Source organism: Bdellovibrio bacteriovorus (genome assembly GCF_025558485.1).
GTDB classification, from domain to species: domain Bacteria; phylum Bdellovibrionota; class Bdellovibrionia; order Bdellovibrionales; family Bdellovibrionaceae; genus Bdellovibrio; species Bdellovibrio bacteriovorus_G.
Genome location: NZ_CP102930.1, coordinates 2,241,828 through 2,258,392 on the forward strand (window position 1 = coordinate 2,241,828; position 16,565 = coordinate 2,258,392).

Annotated in this window: 20 protein-coding genes; 6 read left to right on the plus strand and 14 right to left on the minus strand. The window is 48.9% G+C overall.

The window, feature by feature from the left end:
• Positions 1-166: 166 nt before the first annotated feature.
• From EZJ49_RS10990 to EZJ49_RS11005, 4 genes are all read left to right on the plus strand, one after another.
• A complete protein-coding gene (locus EZJ49_RS10990) occupies positions 167-1,615 on the plus strand; it encodes a hypothetical protein (RefSeq protein ID WP_262552174.1) in 1,449 nt (482 codons plus the stop codon).
• A gap of 3 nt (positions 1,616-1,618) precedes the next feature.
• The gene (locus tag EZJ49_RS10995) at positions 1,619-3,301 is read left to right on the plus strand and encodes a protein-arginine deiminase family protein (RefSeq protein WP_262552175.1); all 1,683 of its coding nucleotides are present in this window, start codon (positions 1,619-1,621) and stop codon (positions 3,299-3,301) included.
• Positions 3,298-3,795: a hypothetical protein gene (locus tag EZJ49_RS11000; protein ID WP_262552176.1), complete on the plus strand. Its 498-nt coding sequence runs from the start codon at positions 3,298-3,300 to the stop codon at positions 3,793-3,795. The genes EZJ49_RS10995 and EZJ49_RS11000 overlap by 4 nt, the downstream gene beginning before the upstream one ends.
• A gap of 93 nt (positions 3,796-3,888) precedes the next feature.
• On the plus strand, positions 3,889-4,539 hold the full coding sequence (locus tag EZJ49_RS11005; protein ID WP_262552177.1) for a thermonuclease family protein: 651 nt from the start codon (positions 3,889-3,891) through the stop codon (positions 4,537-4,539).
• 11 nt (positions 4,540-4,550) lie between these two features.
• Here EZJ49_RS11005 and tsaE read toward each other — a convergent pair whose 3' ends face one another.
• The 14 genes from tsaE to EZJ49_RS11075 all read right to left on the minus strand — a co-directional run bounded on the left by tsaE (position 4,551) and on the right by EZJ49_RS11075 (position 15,710).
• Entirely contained in the window at positions 4,551-4,997 is a 447-nt protein-coding gene (tsaE, locus tag EZJ49_RS11010; protein ID WP_262552179.1) for a tRNA (adenosine(37)-N6)-threonylcarbamoyltransferase complex ATPase subunit type 1 TsaE, read from the minus strand.
• 1 nt (position 4,998) lies between these two features.
• Positions 4,999-5,724, minus strand: coding sequence for a pyridoxine 5'-phosphate synthase (locus EZJ49_RS11015; protein WP_262552180.1), 726 nt, complete (start codon positions 5,722-5,724; stop codon positions 4,999-5,001).
• Positions 5,725-5,765: 41 nt separating this feature from the next.
• Positions 5,766-7,139 (minus strand): phosphoglucosamine mutase, encoded by a 1,374-nt coding sequence (gene glmM / locus EZJ49_RS11020; protein ID WP_262555946.1) that lies wholly within the window; start codon positions 7,137-7,139, stop codon positions 5,766-5,768.
• Between the two features lies 1 nt (position 7,140).
• A complete protein-coding gene (locus EZJ49_RS11025; RefSeq protein ID WP_262552181.1) occupies positions 7,141-7,563 on the minus strand; it encodes a CdaR family protein in 423 nt (140 codons plus the stop codon).
• Positions 7,560-8,372, minus strand: a complete 813-nt coding sequence (cdaA, locus tag EZJ49_RS11030; RefSeq protein WP_262552182.1) for a diadenylate cyclase CdaA — start codon at positions 8,370-8,372, stop codon at positions 7,560-7,562. The genes EZJ49_RS11025 and cdaA overlap by 4 nt, the downstream gene beginning before the upstream one ends.
• A 78-nt stretch (positions 8,373-8,450) precedes the next feature.
• Positions 8,451-10,394, minus strand: coding sequence for an ATP-dependent zinc metalloprotease FtsH (gene ftsH / locus EZJ49_RS11035; RefSeq protein ID WP_262552183.1), 1,944 nt, complete (start codon positions 10,392-10,394; stop codon positions 8,451-8,453).
• Positions 10,395-10,493: 99 nt separating this feature from the next.
• The gene (gene tilS / locus EZJ49_RS11040) at positions 10,494-11,444 is read right to left on the minus strand and encodes a tRNA lysidine(34) synthetase TilS (protein ID WP_262552184.1); all 951 of its coding nucleotides are present in this window, start codon (positions 11,442-11,444) and stop codon (positions 10,494-10,496) included.
• The gene (locus EZJ49_RS11045; protein ID WP_262552186.1) at positions 11,445-12,794 is read right to left on the minus strand and encodes an NAD-dependent succinate-semialdehyde dehydrogenase; all 1,350 of its coding nucleotides are present in this window, start codon (positions 12,792-12,794) and stop codon (positions 11,445-11,447) included.
• A 72-nt stretch (positions 12,795-12,866) separates the two neighbouring features.
• Entirely contained in the window at positions 12,867-13,127 is a 261-nt protein-coding gene (locus EZJ49_RS11050) for a hypothetical protein (protein WP_262552187.1), read from the minus strand.
• Between the two features lie 18 nt (positions 13,128-13,145).
• On the minus strand, positions 13,146-13,517 hold the full coding sequence (locus EZJ49_RS11055; RefSeq protein WP_262552188.1) for a hypothetical protein: 372 nt from the start codon (positions 13,515-13,517) through the stop codon (positions 13,146-13,148).
• Entirely contained in the window at positions 13,507-13,938 is a 432-nt protein-coding gene (locus EZJ49_RS11060) for a type II toxin-antitoxin system RatA family toxin (RefSeq protein ID WP_262552189.1), read from the minus strand. Before EZJ49_RS11060 ends, EZJ49_RS11055 begins: the two co-directional genes overlap by 11 nt.
• 96 nt (positions 13,939-14,034) lie before the next feature.
• Entirely contained in the window at positions 14,035-14,328 is a 294-nt protein-coding gene (locus EZJ49_RS11065; RefSeq protein ID WP_262552190.1) for a hypothetical protein, read from the minus strand.
• A 15-nt stretch (positions 14,329-14,343) separates the two neighbouring features.
• Positions 14,344-15,309: a class II fructose-bisphosphatase gene (glpX, locus tag EZJ49_RS11070; RefSeq protein WP_262552192.1), complete on the minus strand. Its 966-nt coding sequence runs from the start codon at positions 15,307-15,309 to the stop codon at positions 14,344-14,346.
• Positions 15,288-15,710: an acyl-CoA thioesterase gene (locus tag EZJ49_RS11075; RefSeq protein ID WP_262552193.1), complete on the minus strand. Its 423-nt coding sequence runs from the start codon at positions 15,708-15,710 to the stop codon at positions 15,288-15,290. The genes glpX and EZJ49_RS11075 overlap by 22 nt, the downstream gene beginning before the upstream one ends.
• A 125-nt stretch (positions 15,711-15,835) precedes the next feature.
• Here EZJ49_RS11075 and pgsA point away from each other — a divergent pair, with 125 nt between their 5' ends.
• Positions 15,836-16,399, plus strand: a complete 564-nt coding sequence (gene pgsA, locus EZJ49_RS11080; RefSeq protein WP_262552194.1) for a CDP-diacylglycerol--glycerol-3-phosphate 3-phosphatidyltransferase — start codon at positions 15,836-15,838, stop codon at positions 16,397-16,399.
• A 13-nt stretch (positions 16,400-16,412) separates the two neighbouring features.
• On the plus strand, positions 16,413-16,553 hold the full coding sequence (locus tag EZJ49_RS11085) for a hypothetical protein (protein WP_262552195.1): 141 nt from the start codon (positions 16,413-16,415) through the stop codon (positions 16,551-16,553).
• Positions 16,554-16,565 lie beyond the last annotated feature (12 nt).

A 16,565-nucleotide genomic window follows, 5' to 3' on the forward strand; every position in this document is an offset into this window, starting at 1 on the left:
AGTTCTTAAGTATTTAAAACTTCTAAGATAATTTGCCAACCCCGGGTGTCCAGCGCGTTAACATTTCGGGAAAATTCTACACCCCAAAATACCCGGCCGGGGGCCCAACTGGACTAGACCTCAGTTTTTACTCAGGTTTTCTTGAAGAATTCCGATAAACACAGTGATGAGTCATCACCTATGGTTTGAACATTTTAAAGAGCAACTTCAAGGACTTACCGAAGCCTTTGAACAAAGCGGAACGCACTTAAGCCTTCTGGCATATGCCATTAAGGAACAGCGCCTCAGCTCTGAAGCCTATCTGCAATGGGCTATGACTCACCATAGACTTCCTTTGCTTCAGTCACGATTTTTTACAGAAACTCCCGTATCCCAGGAAATGTTCGCGAAGTGGGCGACCCATTATCCGTGGTCTGCGGAGTGTCTGCCTGTGGCGGAGTGGGACGGATCCCTCATCGTAGCATGTCTTCAGCCGCCGCAGGATTTTCCTTCCTTCCCTTCCAGTATTCTGGTTTTTGCCACCTATGAAAACCTGGAGCAAGTCTGGAAACAACTGCACCCGGAAAGGGAGCAAGCCCCTGCCGTTGAAGCGGCTCCGGAAGGTATTGACCTTTCTTTAAGCACACCTCAAAAGAAAAAATCGGACAGCTTCTCGTTTGATGATTTGGGTGTCGCTGCGGAAGGATCTTCCCCTAACTTTGAACCTTTGTCTTCTGATGAACTTTCTGTTGAAGGCACACCGGAAGAAAAACTGGACGGTCTTTTTGATGGCCCAACAGTGATTCGTCTGGAGGCTTTAAGTGCGGCCTCTGAAGAAGCTCCGGCAATTGAAACAGCTGCTGCTCCGACCGCTGATTTGGAACTGTCTTTGGACATTCCAGAGACTGAATTGAAAACGACTATCATGCCATTGCCAGCGGTAACTCCGGCGGCCGCAGCACCTGTTGTTGAGGAAGCTCCGGCCGTGGTGATTGAACCCGTCGCAGCCCAAGCACAGGAAAGCCCGGCTCCCAAGAAAGCGACTCCACCACCACCTCCAAAATCTGATCTGCCGCCTCCATTCGAGGACAGCTTCAGCAATCGCCCTATTGCCATCACACCTCGTCCTGCGGGAGTGGCCAAGCCCACGATCAATCCCGTGGCCACAGGGCACTTTGCTTTGGATAAAATCAAAAAGAAAAATGCCGCCGCCCTTAACGACAAGGTCAAATTGGTCTTAAGCGAAATGAAGGCGCATTTTGAAAAATCAATGATTCTGACTTTGGATGAACAGGAAACGCAGATGATTGCCTTTGCCTGGGATGAAAATTTCAAAGGCATGAAGGACACCTCCATGCGCTTCCCTCTGCAAGTGCCAAGCATTTTCAGTATCGTGGCATCCACCCAGAAGCCTTATCATGGCTATATCTCCCTGAACGAAACCAACGAAAAATTCTTCGAAGGCTGGAATCAAGGGCGCATCCCCGACCATGTCACAATCACGCCGATTATTATCAATGAAAAGATGGTGGGTATGCTGATGGGCTTTGCAGAAAAGTCCGCTTACAACAAAGTTTCGTTGAATCTGGCAGAAAAACTTTCAACCGACTTCATCAAAGGTCTTCAGGCGGCATAATTTATGATGCTTCTTCTGCATCTTCTCCTGACCGTTACATTTGCCCAAACAAACTCCAACTCCTGCAATCAGCACAACCCGATGAGTCCCGATGTTCCGGCCTGCCCAACCACGGGCAGCAAACTTCTGTCGGAAAACTACCCGATCATGGCCGCCACGGTTTCTGATGATGCCGGGGGCTCCCGCTATGTTAAAGAGTATGTCACAAAAGTCTTAAAAGCCCAGCCGACCAAGTCACCTCAGTTTTTTCTGCATGTCACTGATGACACCTGGAACGAAGTGGTCCGGGAAATCAGGAAGCAAGCCCCTGACGAAGCCACCGCCAAACGCTGGATTGCCGGTTTAAGCCGTGTGCAAACCCGCCATCGCTGGAACTGGCAGCAGGATTATTTTGAAAGCTTCTTTGACAGCAAAACCGGAAGACCGGTTCTGCGTGAAGTACAGGGTTATGGCCGCCACGGCAACGCGTTCAAAGATCTGACCAAAGCCTCCGGCGCGGATTGTTCCATTAAGGCCGGAAAAGAACTTAGCAATGACTATTACAAATCAGGACACAGTGGCGGGAATATCGAAGCTGTGAACGGACTGTGCCTTGTGGGTTCTGACCACTTTGAGGGCGATGAGTGGGACAAATACGCCAAAGTCACCTGTGAAAATCCGGCTGCCGCAGTCAAAACACCCTCGGACTTTTTAGGGGTCGGACACACGGACGAATTCTTTAAAACCCTGAAAGATCCATCACAAAAAGCCCCTTGCGATTTCAGTCTGGCCTTCGCCAGCCCGAAAAAAGGTCTGGAGCTTTTAAAGAAAAATCCTCAAGGCCGTGCCTTTGATTTTTCCAATGTTTCACCGGAAGAAGTCATGGTCCGCATGCGACAGGCCCCCTACAGCCGCATTTGCATGGAATACGCCTATACCAAAGCTTTAAAAAACCGTGGAATAAAACCCGGTAACAGCAAGGAAAAGCGCATGCGCGGGGTTTCCCAATTCCTGCTGGATATTATCCTTCCTCCGGTTTCTGCCGGAAGTTTTATCGCCACGAAAAAAGACGCCGAGTCGCTGCGCATGGAAGAATACATTGCAACACTTAATGAAGAAGGTGTCTCGGACCCGCCGCTGGACAGTGGTGACCGTCGTCAGGCGCGAATTGATCGCATGAACCGCGAACGTGCGCTGCTAAGACAAGCTGGAATGATCAAGACTGAAAATGCCGGCCCGCTGCTGAAAGATTGTTATAACATGACCAATAAAGATCTGGCGGACATGTTTGAAGATGACTTCGAGATGAAAGAATTCAACGAGTCTGTTGAAAAAGCGACGCAAAAATTCAAGGCGGAACTACTGGCCAAAGCTAAAAAAGCCTACCCACAATGCAATCCCAAAACCGTGGATCTGCCGGATCTTTTCCTTGGCGACATGAACTATGACGTCGAACCACCCACTTATGCCGTGGGGTCCGCGGATTCGATTTTCCCGAACCCCACCAATGGTGAAATTGTCGAAAACACATTTATTCTGCCAGAACCGGTCAACCCTGCCTTCAAAGCAGACATCGACAAATCCATCAAGGATCTGGGCCTGAACACTGATTATATCGACACACACTTTGCTCACACTCTGAATGGCAACTTGCACTGTTCCAGCCATGCCATGCGCTACTGCCGCCCTCAAGGAGGCCAGAAATGATTCGTCTTATTGCACTGACCGTCCTTGTATTTTTAAGTTTCTCAGTGGCCCAGGCGCAATCCAAAAAACTAATGTATTCCTGCCAGCTCCAGGACAAATGGCTGCAGGGGCAAAAGCTTTCCGCAGGCATTGATATTCAGGACCTGGATCGTGCCAGCCTGACCATCCAGTCGCCGACAGAAACTGTGACGTGCCCCTTGGCTGTGGAAAGCGTGCAGGACGCTTCTCGTGGTCGCATTGCCAAGGTCATCTTCTTAATGACACCTGAAGCCTGTTCTCCGGCAGAAAAGTCCTTTAATCGCAATCTGCGCCGTCGCATTGAACTGCACATTGATGCCCAGCCCGGCTCCAAAGGGGATGCCCAACTTTCCTGGCGACATCGTGGCAATCGTTCCCAATGCAAAGAGGTCGTGAATAATCTAAAATCCCACGGCATCGGGAATAAATTCCATCCGGCCCCTGCAAATTCCAAAAGCTCCACAGGAACACGATAAAAGCTCCCAAGCCCGACACACAGACGGGAAATTAATACGCTATTTTCCTCCCCGCCTTGAAATCCGCAGGAAAACCGATTACTTCCTTGGGACATGAAATACCTGTCCTATGTCTTCATAGTCCTTTTGTTTCCTTCTTTCCTCTGGGCCCAAGGCACGCGCATCAAAGTCATCAGCGTGCATGACGGTGACACCTTGACTGCTGTGGGCGCTGATGATCCTTCCGTTCGCTACAAAGTCCGCCTGATGGGCGTGGACACTCCCGAAGTTGATTTTATGAAAGAAACTCAAGGGCCGGTGGCCCTGGCTGCTCGGGATTTCTTGAGATCTTTGATTCCCACTGACGGCATCATCATCTTGAGTGACGACAGTCAGGTGGATAAGCACGGACGAATCCTGGGACGACTGCTGGTCGGCAATAAAGACCTGAATCTGGAAATGCTGAAAAATGGCTGGGGAATGATTTACTTTATCTATCCCTTTGAAAAGCGCATCGTCAGTGATTACAGCAAAGCCTCCAAAGAGGCCTTTGACAACCGTCGCGGTGTTTTCTCAAACGACTATCGCGATACGCAAGAGCCTTATCAATTCCGCATGAAAGTGCAAAAACAAGTCGGCCGAAATCCTGTCGGCGATTTGGAACTAAAAAAGATTCTTCCCCCGGAAGAAATCACCAAAGTCCCCGTCTGGAAAAGAGTCTTCTTCCCGAACTACGAAATGGCCTACCAAAACGGCTACAACTAGCGCGATACCTTTCAAACTATTCGGGTGGTGATTTTTCTTTCTGTGTCAGAGAGTTTTTCAAAGACGACTTCGATTCTTTGCCAGTTCAGTGGAAGATAGTCGAAGTCCAGACGGTTGGCCCATTCAATCACGATCAGTGAATTCTTTTGTGCGAACAGATCCCAAAAGCCGGAGCTTTCCAGATCGTCGTCGTCTTTTAACCGATACAGATCCAAGTGATCCATGGCTTTGCCAGCAGCATTTTCATAGCGCAGATGAATCGCAAACGATGGTGACTGAACGTCTCTCATTCCCAAAACTGATGCCATCATCTGGACGGATGTGGTCTTACCCGCTCCGACATCACCGCTCATAAGCAAAATGCAGCGGTCGTTCAAATGCGGCAGGAACTCTTGCCAAAAGGCTTTAAGTTCCTCCAGATTTTTAATAATTCTTTGGGAATTCAAAATGGTGGACATGTTACTTTAAGATTTTTCTCATCTTACGAACAGATTCTTCCATGCCATACTCAAGCGCGTAACACACCAAAGAATGTCCAATGTTTACTTCCTGAAGATGCGGCAACTTATTAATAAGTCTGGAGTGCTCGTAATCCAAACCATGTCCGGCATGAACATTCATGCCCAGATAATGCGCCCATTCAGCGGCATCACACAGACGCTTCCATTCAGCGTTCTTCTTGGCCCCTTTGAGCATCACCCATTTGCCCGTGTGGAATTCCACAGCATCAGCACCGGCTTCATAAGAGGCCTCGACCTGCTCAATGGATGGTTCAATAAACATGGAAATCTCAATGCCGATACGCTGAAGCTTTTCAACCATAGGCAGCATCTTCTTCATGCCCTTTTTCACATCCAGACCGCCTTCGGTCGTCAGCTCGGCTCTTTTTTCAGGAACGAAACACACCCAATCAGGACGGTATTTTTTTGCAAAAGACACCATCTGAGATGTCGCAGCCATTTCCAGATTCAAAGGCACCGGACATTGCTTGGAAAGAACTTTCAAATCCTCCAACTGAATATGACGGCGATCTTCACGCAAATGAATCGTGATTTGCTCTGCCCCACCTTTAACGGATTTTTTCACCATATCCAGCAGATTTGGATAAGCTGTTGTCCCTCCACGCGCCTGACGAAGTGTCGCCACGTGGTCCACATTTACACCAAGACGAATTTTATTTTTCATAGAATTTCAGGATGACCCGGAAAGAATCATCCCCCTTTTACCTAAGACAGTTCTTTTTCCAGGAAAGAAGCAATTTCTTCCGCAAATTGAGTAATCTGAGTTTTGTCAGAGCCTTCCACCAGAACCCGGATCACCGGCTCTGTACCAGAGAAGCGCACAAACACGCGACCATTCCCCGCCAGTTTCTTTTCAATGGCGTGTATCATGTCGTTGTATCCTGCAAGCTCATGCAATTCCGCGCGACGTTTCACTCGACAATTGATCAGGATCTGCGGCACATCTTCAAAGACGTGATTCAGATCGCTCATTTTTTTGCCGGTTTGTTTCATCACCGCCAGAACACTCAACGCTGCAATACAACCATCCCCGGTCGTTGTGTGATCCAGGAAAATGATGTGACCGGACTGCTCACCACCCAGATTGTAACCGTTTTTCCGCATTTCCTCGACGACATACTTGTCACCCACGCCGGTTTTTACCAGCTTAATGCCCGCTTCGTTCATGCGTTTTTCCAGCCCGAAGTTCGACATCTGGGTCGCCACCAAAGTGTCACCCTTTAACAGTCCACGCTCTTTCATATGCAAAGCGCAGATCGCCAAAATGCGGTCGCCATTTACGATCTCACCCTTTTCATCCACCATGATCACGCGATCCGCATCACCATCCAGACTGATACCGACATCCGCCCGATACTGCATCACGGCTTCTGCCAGCTTCTGAGGATAAAGAGCGCCAACCTTATCGTTGATATTGATACCGTTAGGGTCATCTCCCAACAGAATCACTTCCGCGCCCAGTTCCTGAAACACAGAGGGCGCCACTTTATAAGAAGCTCCATTGGCCGTATCCAGAACAATGCGCATACCATCCAGAGTGTATTCTAAAGGGAACGTACCCTTCACATACACGATATAACGACCCTGGGAATCCTCAATACGGCGAGTGCGGCCGATCTCTTTACTTGGCGGCAGAAGTGGCGTCAGGTCTTCTTCCAAAACCAGACGTTCAATTTCGCGTTCCATGTCTTCAGAGATTTTAAAACCATCAGATCCGAAGACTTTAATTCCGTTATCATGGAAGGGGTTGTGAGAAGCCGAGATCACGATACCCGCCGCCGCACGCATGGTGCGGGTCAGATAACCAATCCCCGGTGTTGGCAGGGGGCCCACCAACTGCACAAAGATACCCATGGAATTCAAACCCGAAGCCAAAGCCTGTTCGATCATATAACCGGACAGACGCGTGTCTTTTCCGATAACAACCTTACGAACCGCCCCCGGAGTGTGCTCCACTTCCTTGCGCAGCAGATAACCGATCGCCTGACCGATTTTCACAACCATGTCCGGCGTCATCGGCCACTGGTTCGCAGTGCCACGAATACCGTCTGTTCCAAACAGTCTTGATTTCTTTTCCACTTTATTGGCCTTTTTGTTCGTCACGGGGCTTTTCCTTTATCGACAAAACTTCTGCTTGAATCTGATTCGGGCGGACTCCCAAAATACGCACCCCCAAAGGGACTTCGATTTTGTTCAATGGAATATCCACATTCACCACACCCTCACCGCGCTGGGAAATATCCAGCGTGATGTTCTGAGACAGCGAGCTTTCCAAAAACTTTTTCAATGACGATCGCGGTCCTGAAACCTTGACCTTGATATGATCCGTTGTCTGAGCCACGATATGCGTGCCCGGCGCGGTGATCAGCTCCACGTCGATATTCTTGCTTAGGACGAAATCCCGGCGCCCCAAAATGGTCAGCCACAGGATCAAAGAGATAAACAATGCGACAACTTTATAACTGAAATTTTCAGTAACAATATTAGACCAGCGACGCTTCATGAAACCTCCCCTTGCTGAGAGAAGGCTTTGTACTTAAGACCGAAGGTTTCATACAGAGCTTTACGAATATCGCCAAGTTCCACGTTAGGACTCAAGTGGCCCCCTTGCACGATACCAATGGATTTATTTTCTTCAGACACCACAAAAACCAAAGCGTCGGTTTCTTCCGTCAGACCAATAGCGGCGCGGTGGCGGGTTCCCAGATTCTTATCCAGAGCCGGGTTTTTACTTAAAGGCAGGAAACAACCTGCCGAATGAATTTTTCCGTTACGAATCAAAACCGCCCCATCATGCATCGGACTTTCCGGATGGAAGATGGAAGCCACCAACTCGGCCGAGACTTTGGAATCCATTTCTGTCCCGAACTCAATATGATAGTCGATGACAATTTCCCGTTCGACCACGACAAGGGCACCGAAACCTTTTTGTGCGGTCAGGATAATGCCTTTGGCAATTTCCTCTATGACCTGGGTTTCTTGAATTGTTGAAGCATCACTGAAAAACGGATTGCTGCCGATATGCGCCAGGGCCCGACGAATCTCCCCTTGGAACAGAACCACCACAATCACGAATAAATTTGAGAAGAACTTTTCCAGAATCCAGTTAAAGGTGAAAAGCTCCAGCCAGATACTGAGGATGTAGCCGATAGCTAAAACTCCAAGGCCGGAAAGCATCTGGATCGTTCCTGTACGCTTGATCAGGACCAGGATACGGTAAACCACCATCCATACCAGAAGCATATCGATGGCATCCTGCACACGAAGGTGCTGGACGATAAAGACAAGGTTGTCGATGAACTGCTGCAACATCAAGATGCCTTTATAACTGGTTGTCGTTAAAAACACCTGCCGACAGAAACGTCGGCAGGCTCAGTGTTCAGAATTTTTTTAGATCGTCACCGGCCCTGTGTTACCAACAGGATCTCCTCCGGACGACCCTTTCTTTTCCGCCGCGTTCATGATCGCTGCGTTGGTGTCCTTTTTGGTATTACGGTATTTTTCAATTTCCGCAACAGCCGCACCATTCACCAGCATATCCACTTCGTGGCCGTCGATGGTTTCGTATTCAAGCAGAGCTTGAGTCAAACGTTCCAGCGCGTCCTGATGATCACGCAGAATCTGAATGGAAACGTCGTAACCGTGCTTGATGATCTTTTCAACTTCAGAATCAATCTCTTCAGCTTTGGCTTCAGAGTATTCTTTCTGTTTGTTGCCGTAGTTCATACCCATAAAGACCGGATTATCGCGAGTCTCGTAAGCCAAAGGCCCCAGCTTGCTCATTCCCCACTCACACACCATGCGACGAGCGATCTCTGTGGCACGTTCGATGTCGTTTCCGGCACCGGTTGTGATGTCTTTAAAGATCAGTTCTTCCGCAGCACGACCACCGAACAGGAAAGCGATCATGTTTTCAGCTTTGGACTTGGACAAAGACACGCTTTCTTTTTCCGGCAAAGTCTGGGTCACACCCAACGCCATACCGCGAGGGATGATCGTCACCTTGTGGATTGGATCCAAGCCACTCAGCTTTTTACCAACCAGTGTGTGTCCTGCTTCGTGGTAAGCCGTAACCTTTTTATCTTCATCAGAGATCACCATGGAACGTCTTTCCGCACCCATTGTGACTTTGTCTTTGGCTTTTTCGAAGTCTTCCATGTCCAGATACTTCTTGTCAGAACGAGCCGCCACCAAGGCCGCTTCATTCACAAGATTTTCCAAATCCGCACCCGAGAAGCCCGGAGTTCCGCGCGCAATCTTGGAAGCATCCACATCAGGACCCAATGGAGTCTTACGCATATGAACAGCAAGAATCTGCTCGCGACCTTTAAGGTCCGGCTTGTTCACGATCACACGACGGTCGAAACGACCCGGACGCAACAATGCTGGATCCAGAACGTCCGGACGATTTGTCGCGGCGATCATGATCACACCTTCAGAGGACTCAAAACCATCCATCTCAACCAACAACTGATTCAGAGTTTGCTCACGTTCATCGTGACCACCGCCCATACCGGCACCACGATGGCGACCTACAGCATCGATCTCGTCAATAAAGATCAGGCACGGGGCATTCTTTTTACCTTGTTCAAACAAATCACGAACACGGCTGGCACCGACACCGACGAACATTTCAACGAAGTCAGAACCAGAGATTGTAAAGAACGGCACACCCGCTTCACCCGCCACAGCGCGCGCAAGCAAAGTCTTACCCGTCCCCGGAGAACCAACCAGCAAAACCCCTTTCGGGATACGGCCGCCCAGTTTTGTGTATTTTTTCGGATCTTTCAGGAAGCTCACGATCTCTTGCAGATCTTCTTTGGCTTCATCCACACCTGCGACCTCCTTAAAGGTCACGCGGTTTTTATGCTCTGTCAGAAGACGCGCACGAGACTTGCCAAATGACATCGCCTTGCCGCCGCCCACTTGAATCTGGCGCATGATGAATAGGAACATCGCCACAATCAGGATCAGTGGCAACCAGTTCACGATCAGAGACTGGAAGAAACCACCGTTATCCGCACGCTCGTAGTTCGGAGTAATCCCATGCTGTTGCAGGAATTTATATCCTTCATCTTGCGTGTTACCGATGATGGCAAAGTGAGTTCCGTTATATTTCTTTTCAAAATCAGGCTTCATCTCACCAACGATTTCACTGGTGTCCTGACGGAAAGTGACAGTTGCCACCTCGCCCGCTTTGACCGCTTCAGTGAACTTGGAGAAATTGAAGTCAGCAATCGCTTTTTGATGCTTGCTCTCATAGGCTTGGAATAAAAACACAGCCATGATGATCAGGAAGAACCATAGAGCCAGCGTTTTCTGGGTTGATCGCATTTCAGTTCCTTTCAGTCGAAGGTCTAATTACCCCTCAAGGGTAGCATGATTACCATCTCAAAAAAAGAAACTTTAGAGTGAGAAATGAGTCCTCTCAAATCAGGACTGGACCTTGATTTGCTCTGCGTTAACTTCCCATTGGCAACCAGCGACTTTGAATGTGATCACTTTTTGTGACTTGTCCAGGCGCTTTTGAATTTCTTCAAGGTGCGACTGAGAAAAATCTTTTTTCCCCAGCGAAAATAGATACTGGGCCAGCAATCTTTTTTGCTCAAAAGGACTCAATGTGAGGTAAAAAGCCCTTTGCAGGCCCTGTGACTTATAAGCCTCATTTTGGCCCAAAAGATCCCCCCACGGGCGGTTCTCAATCTCTTGCGCTATCGTTTCCAACGACCGGGCCAAGGCTGCTGTCGAGCCTCTGGAGCGCCTTTCAAGGGATTTTAACCATTCCTCCCGAAGCCAGTTGCGCAAAGGGTCCAGGGACTTGTTAGTTGGGTCTTCAAAGCTTCGCAGTTTTTCTTCGCGAAGGTATTTTTTAAGTTCTTTTTTAGAAATCTCTAAAAACGGACGGAACAAACCATCCCGCAAAACATGCATTGCGGTAAAGCCTTGCGCCCCCGTCCCCCGGATCAAACGCATCAACCGGGTCTCCAAAAGGTCATCCCGATGATGGCCGGTGGCAACCAGATGAAACCCTTCGTCCTTCTTCAGACGCTCCACAGCTTCATAACGCAGGTCGCGATACTCTGCTTCTGATTTGGCCAATTGGGAGGCCTTTAAAGGGTAAAAATCCACGCCCAACTTTTTGCACAACCTTTCACAGAATTCCTGCGCTTCTTTACGATACTCACGGTTGGAATCCTCGCCGTGATGAAAATAGCACGCCCCCACAAGGTCTTTCTTATGCACCTTATTCAGCACCCGCAAAAGCGCCACGGAGTCCGTTCCCCCTGACAAGGCCACCAGAATCTTTTTATTCTGCAAACTGTGCAGCTTGATCAATTTCCAAACATGATGATCCAAATCCTGCTTTGCTCTTGTCAGCCTCACTTAAGCTCCCGCGACAGCCACTGTTTTGACATTCACAAATTCCATGATTCCAAAATGCCCCAGTTCCCGGCCGTAACCGGATTCTTTCACTCCCCCAAAAGGAATGCGCGCATCGGATTTCACATAATCATTCACCACGACAAAACCAGCCTGCAACTCTTTTTCAATCAGCTCTTTGCCCTTGCTGGTGTTTCGAGTAAAGACACCGCCACCCAAACCAAACGGCGAGGAATTGGCAATTTCCAGCGCGGATTTTTCATCCCTGGCGATGAACACCGAAGCCACCGGACCGAAGACCTCTTCCTTATGAACTTCGGGATTGTCCTGCTCAAAAACCACCACCGTCGCAGGATAAAAAGCCCCCGGCCCCTGCGGAACAGAACCGCCCAGAATCACTTTGCCACCCCAGTTTTTTAATTTTTCCACCTGACCGACAATGTTTTTTTGGAATTTCACTGACGCCAGCGGCGCCAGTTCCGCCGCTTTCATTTCATTGGCAAAGTGATGCAGGAAATCCCTGGCCACTTTTTCATGCACGATAAAACGCTTTCCCGCCACGCAGCTTTGCCCACAGTTGACCAGTCGGGCCTTGGCACAAACCCTGGCTGCCATTTCCACATCAGCATCATCCAAAACCAGATACGCATCACTGCCCCCCAGTTCCAGAACAATTTTTTTCAAATTCTTTGCGGCCTCCATCGCAACCGCGCGCCCCCCTTGGCTGCTGCCAGTAAAGGTCACCCCATGAACTGCCGGATCAGCAATCACTTGCGCGGCCACCTCGTGATCCACCTGCAAGTTGCGCAGAAGTTTGTAATCCGCAGTAAGATCATTAAAAATCTTTCCAATCAGCTCGGCTGTTCCGGCAGTCAGGTCCGCATGTTTTAACAAAATCACATTCCCCGCCATCAGGGCCGGAGCTGCAAATCGAAGCACCTGCCACAGAGGGAAATTCCACGGCATCACACTAAAGACAACCCCCAAAGGTTGAAAGCTGACCTCCGCATGAGCATACGGAGACGCCGGAGCGACTTGGTTTTTAAGCATGTTTTCAGCTTCAGTGGCATAATATTCACAGGTCACCGCACACTTTTCGACTTCGGCTTTTCCTTCTGCCAAAAGTTTTCCCATTTCCTGATTCATGATTTGCGCAAGATCGGTCTTATGGGCGCGCAAGGCGGTGGCAAGTTTGTTTAAGACATTCGCGCGATCTTTAAAAGAAACCCTGCGCCACACTTGAAAATCTTTTGCTGCCTGTGCGATTTGTTTTTCCGCCTCAGCCCAGGTGAGGTGTTGATAGGATTTAAGAGTATCCCCTGTGGCGGGGTTCACGGTCTGAAAACTGCTCATGACAACCTCCGAAAAGCTTAAGGTTGCCACACTAAATGAGATCACGCCTCTCTCGGCGCGTCGGATGGAATTTTACAAAGCGAAGAACACTTCCTGAAAGGAAATTACAAGTCCGCCCAAAAATGCCATGGTCATGGTTCCCCACGCCAAAGACTTATAGAACTTGCCAAGCTGCATGGCCCCGCGAGCGTAAACCCGCTCTGATGCCAAGGCCGGAATGGGCTTTAACACAGTTCGAATAAACTGATGGCAGCAGGCGCAAAATAAAGTCACAGAGATCAGGCTTAAAAGCATTTGTTCCATACCGAACTCTTCGGCAGGAAGATGTCTCAACTTGAGATCTGCTTAGGTCTAGGATTTTTCCCCGGATGAAGAGTCCGGGCTGTCTTTTTTGATGATATCAATTTCAGCAGTGATCTTGAATTTGTGCGTTTCCGCAAACTTAGAAGCCTCTTTCACAAAATCAATTTTCTGAATGATTCCCAGGATTTCCTTTGTCACTCTTTGAGTAACTTCTTCCTTGGATTTATTGGCCCCTTGAATCAGCAGATTCAAAGCCTCTTTGGGAAGTTTTAACTCAGAGACATAGGCGCGCAGACTTTCCTCGGTCATAAAGGCCGCACTGACACCTGCGGTGAAAACTTTTTTCACCGTGTCACCCAGAAGACCTTTCAGGTCCCCGGAATTATCCTTGTCATCTTTCTTGCTTCCATCAGTTGCCATAAAGTTGTTTCACTCGTTTGTGATAGCTGCTGATCATATTTGGCAAATTCACACTGACCAGAGCATTGGCAATAGGCCCCGGAACAAACATGCTGAAAGTCGCTTCCACAGAATAAGTGGCGCGGGTTTTTCCGGCTTCATCTTCCAGCTTCCAGGAACCGACAGATGTTTTAAACACATCACCAGAGGCAAATTCCCACGTGATCCCTTTGGGAGCCGTCTCTGTCATCCATAGAGAATACTTGAAACTCTTAATCACAGACACGTTGTATTCCACCAGTTTGCGATTGCCTTCAGTCTTAAGCACAGTGCACTTTTTAACCTCAGGAAGAAACTCGTGATATTTTTCGTAGTCAGAGATGATTTTAAAGAATTGCTCGACCGTACAATTAAAGACTTCGGTTGTGGATGCTTTTGCCATAGGCCTTTAGTGTGACTATTTGTTTACATCGAGTCAACGCGGGCCTAGACCATACTAATTTCTTAAAAAACGATTATGTTACGCGAGCGTGGACGCTTATTTCTTTTTGAAAAGGGCTTCAGCTGCGGCTCTCAGCGCCGCCTTTTTATCTTCGGCAGAATTCGCCCCTTTTCGAGGCGTGAAGTAATCACAGAAATTGGCGCGATCCTTTTCGCGAACCACATCGGCCTGCGTTTCGCGGCATTCATTATAGACCTTCGGATCATAGTGCTCACAATTTTTACAAACATGCACATCCGAGCGACAATGCGGGCACTCGTCACGACGGCCGACATTCCCGGGGAATGTCAGCTCTTTGTTGCAATTAAAACAGTGCAGCGTTGTTGCCATGCTTCGCGAACCAGCCTATTTATTCGGTTTACGAGACAGATCGTGGAAGGCTTCAATCGTACGGATCGTTCCAGTCTGGGAACGCATCACCACAGAGTGACTTTTCGCTTTACCATCAGGAAGGAAACGAACACCCTTCAAGAACGGCCCATCCGTCACACCAGTGGCCACAAACATCACAGAACCAGAAGCCAGTTCATCCACAGTGAATTTCTTATCCAGATCCTTGATACCCATACGAGTGGCACGTGCACGCTCTTCGTCATTTCTGAATTTCAAGCGCCCCTGGAAGTCCCCACCCAGACACTGCATCGCTGCTGCGGAAATCACACCTTCCGGTGCGCCACCGATACCCATCAGTAGATCAATCCCTGAATCCGGCCATGCCGCCCCCACTGCCGCAGAAACGTCGCCATCACCAATCAAATGAATGCGCGCGCCTGTTCTGCGAACTTCCGCAATCAAAGCCTCGTGACGGGGGCGATTCAAAATCACCACGGTCAGATCGTTCACGGCTTTATCCAAAGCCTTTGCAACGGCGTGAATATTTTCAGTCGCAGATTTATCAATATCAATAGAACCTTTGGCCGCAGGACCACAGGCAATTTTATCCATGTAAGTATCCGGCGCATGCAGGAACTTGCCTTTTTCAGCCACAGCGATCACAGAGATAGAGCCCACGCCACCTGTGGCACAGATTGTTGTACCTTCCAATGGGTCCAAAGCAATATCCAAAGCGGGGATGTCTCCGCCGGAAGTGTCACCGACTTTTTCGCCGATATACAACATCGGGGCTTCATCACGCTCCCCCTCACCGATCACCACGGTGCCATCCATACGAATGATGTCGAAGGCCTTTCTCATGGCATCGACAGCGGCAGCATCGGCGGGTTTTTCCTCGCCTCTTCCCACCCAACGAGCGGAAGCCAAAGCGGCTGCTTCAGTCACACGTACGAATTCTAAAGCCAGGTTTCTGTCCATGGTTCTTTCTCCAGTTCTGTATTCACAATGGCTTTCATATCTGCCGGAAGTCTTAATAATTTTAAATCCAACCCCAGTGGGACGTGGACGGTTTTTGCCACCGAACACACCTCGCCGTCACGTCCGTGCAGGCGATACTGGAACACCAGCCGATTGCCTTCCGTGCGGGCCTGAACCTCAATCTCCAGATCATCACCGAAGAAGGTGGGTTTCAGATGTTTCACCTGCGTCTCATAAACCGCAAAATGACTGGCAGACCCGGGCTTTTGATAATCCAGCAAACCCTTGGAATGCGCCCAGGACACCCGGGCTTCTTCATAAAATCTGAGGTAATTGCTGTGATGAACAATTCCCATCAGGTCTGTTTCGTAAAACTGCACTTTGTGACGATGAATAAACATTGATTATTACTATTCTAAATTGCTACCTTAAGTCCAGTACGCTGTCGCATTTAATTTCTAGCTGCGTTGCAACCTCTGCAACGTATCGTGACTGTGTGCAGAGACTTCAACGGAATGGAGAGCCTGTGGCCGCGACTGAGTTTCAAAAGAATCTTGCAACCAGAATCACACTGAGCCGTGTGTTTTTTGTGCCTGTTATTGTGGCACTGATGTGGCCCAATACAATGCCTTGGAATATTGCCGCTGCCTGCTGCTTTATTCTGGCCTCTATCACGGACTACTACGACGGTTACTATGCGCGTAAGTACAACGCCGTCAGCAATTTCGGTAAATTCATGGACCCTATTGCTGATAAAATTCTGGTCACCAGCGTCCTGGCGATGCTTTTGGCTCAGGGCAAAATCGACGCTTGGATGGTGATTATTATTCTGGCCCGAGACAACTTTATCGGGGGTATTCGCTCAGTTGCCGCGGCAGATCAAATTATTATTGCCGCCAAACCCGCAGGAAAGTGGAAGACCGCCATGCAGATGGTCGCTATTCCCATTGTAATTATTGGAAATATGGACCCCCTCGTCCCTTATTTGGACAAAATCGGCTACGGGGTCTTGTGGGTCAGCGTCATTTTGAGTATAACCAGCGGTATTGAGTACTATTTAGGCTATCTTAAAAGTCGCAAAGCGGACTGAAAAGAAAACACGTATGTTAATGCAATACACTCCCAGTAACTGGTTCTTTATCTTCTTGGCGCTGCTTTTGTGCAGCTTCGTGAAGCTTTCATCTGGGAAGCCGCAAAGTCCGATTCAATACGCCAGCGCCTCGATCATTTCAGCACTTCGCTAAAATCAAAAAAAC

Coding starts and splice junctions, on each gene's coding strand:
- EZJ49_RS10990 (WP_262552174.1), top strand. CDS start 167: ATGAGTCATCACCTATGGTTTGAACATTTTAAAGAGCAACTTCAAGGA.
- EZJ49_RS10995 (WP_262552175.1), top strand. CDS start 1,619: ATGATGCTTCTTCTGCATCTTCTCCTGACCGTTACATTTGCCCAAACA.
- EZJ49_RS11000 (WP_262552176.1), top strand. CDS start 3,298: ATGATTCGTCTTATTGCACTGACCGTCCTTGTATTTTTAAGTTTCTCA.
- EZJ49_RS11005 (WP_262552177.1), top strand. CDS start 3,889: ATGAAATACCTGTCCTATGTCTTCATAGTCCTTTTGTTTCCTTCTTTC.
- tsaE (WP_262552179.1), bottom strand. CDS start 4,997: ATGTCCACCATTTTGAATTCCCAAAGAATTATTAAAAATCTGGAGGAA.
- EZJ49_RS11015 (WP_262552180.1), bottom strand. CDS start 5,724: ATGAAAAATAAAATTCGTCTTGGTGTAAATGTGGACCACGTGGCGACA.
- EZJ49_RS11025 (WP_262552181.1), bottom strand. CDS start 7,563: ATGAAGCGTCGCTGGTCTAATATTGTTACTGAAAATTTCAGTTATAAA.
- cdaA (WP_262552182.1), bottom strand. CDS start 8,372: ATGTTGCAGCAGTTCATCGACAACCTTGTCTTTATCGTCCAGCACCTT.
- ftsH (WP_262552183.1), bottom strand. CDS start 10,394: ATGCGATCAACCCAGAAAACGCTGGCTCTATGGTTCTTCCTGATCATC.
- EZJ49_RS11045 (WP_262552186.1), bottom strand. CDS start 12,794: ATGAGCAGTTTTCAGACCGTGAACCCCGCCACAGGGGATACTCTTAAA.
- EZJ49_RS11055 (WP_262552188.1), bottom strand. CDS start 13,517: ATGGCAACTGATGGAAGCAAGAAAGATGACAAGGATAATTCCGGGGAC.
- EZJ49_RS11060 (WP_262552189.1), bottom strand. CDS start 13,938: ATGGCAAAAGCATCCACAACCGAAGTCTTTAATTGTACGGTCGAGCAA.
- EZJ49_RS11065 (WP_262552190.1), bottom strand. CDS start 14,328: ATGGCAACAACGCTGCACTGTTTTAATTGCAACAAAGAGCTGACATTC.
- glpX (WP_262552192.1), bottom strand. CDS start 15,309: ATGGACAGAAACCTGGCTTTAGAATTCGTACGTGTGACTGAAGCAGCC.
- EZJ49_RS11075 (WP_262552193.1), bottom strand. CDS start 15,710: ATGTTTATTCATCGTCACAAAGTGCAGTTTTACGAAACAGACCTGATG.
- EZJ49_RS11085 (WP_262552195.1), top strand. CDS start 16,413: ATGTTAATGCAATACACTCCCAGTAACTGGTTCTTTATCTTCTTGGCG.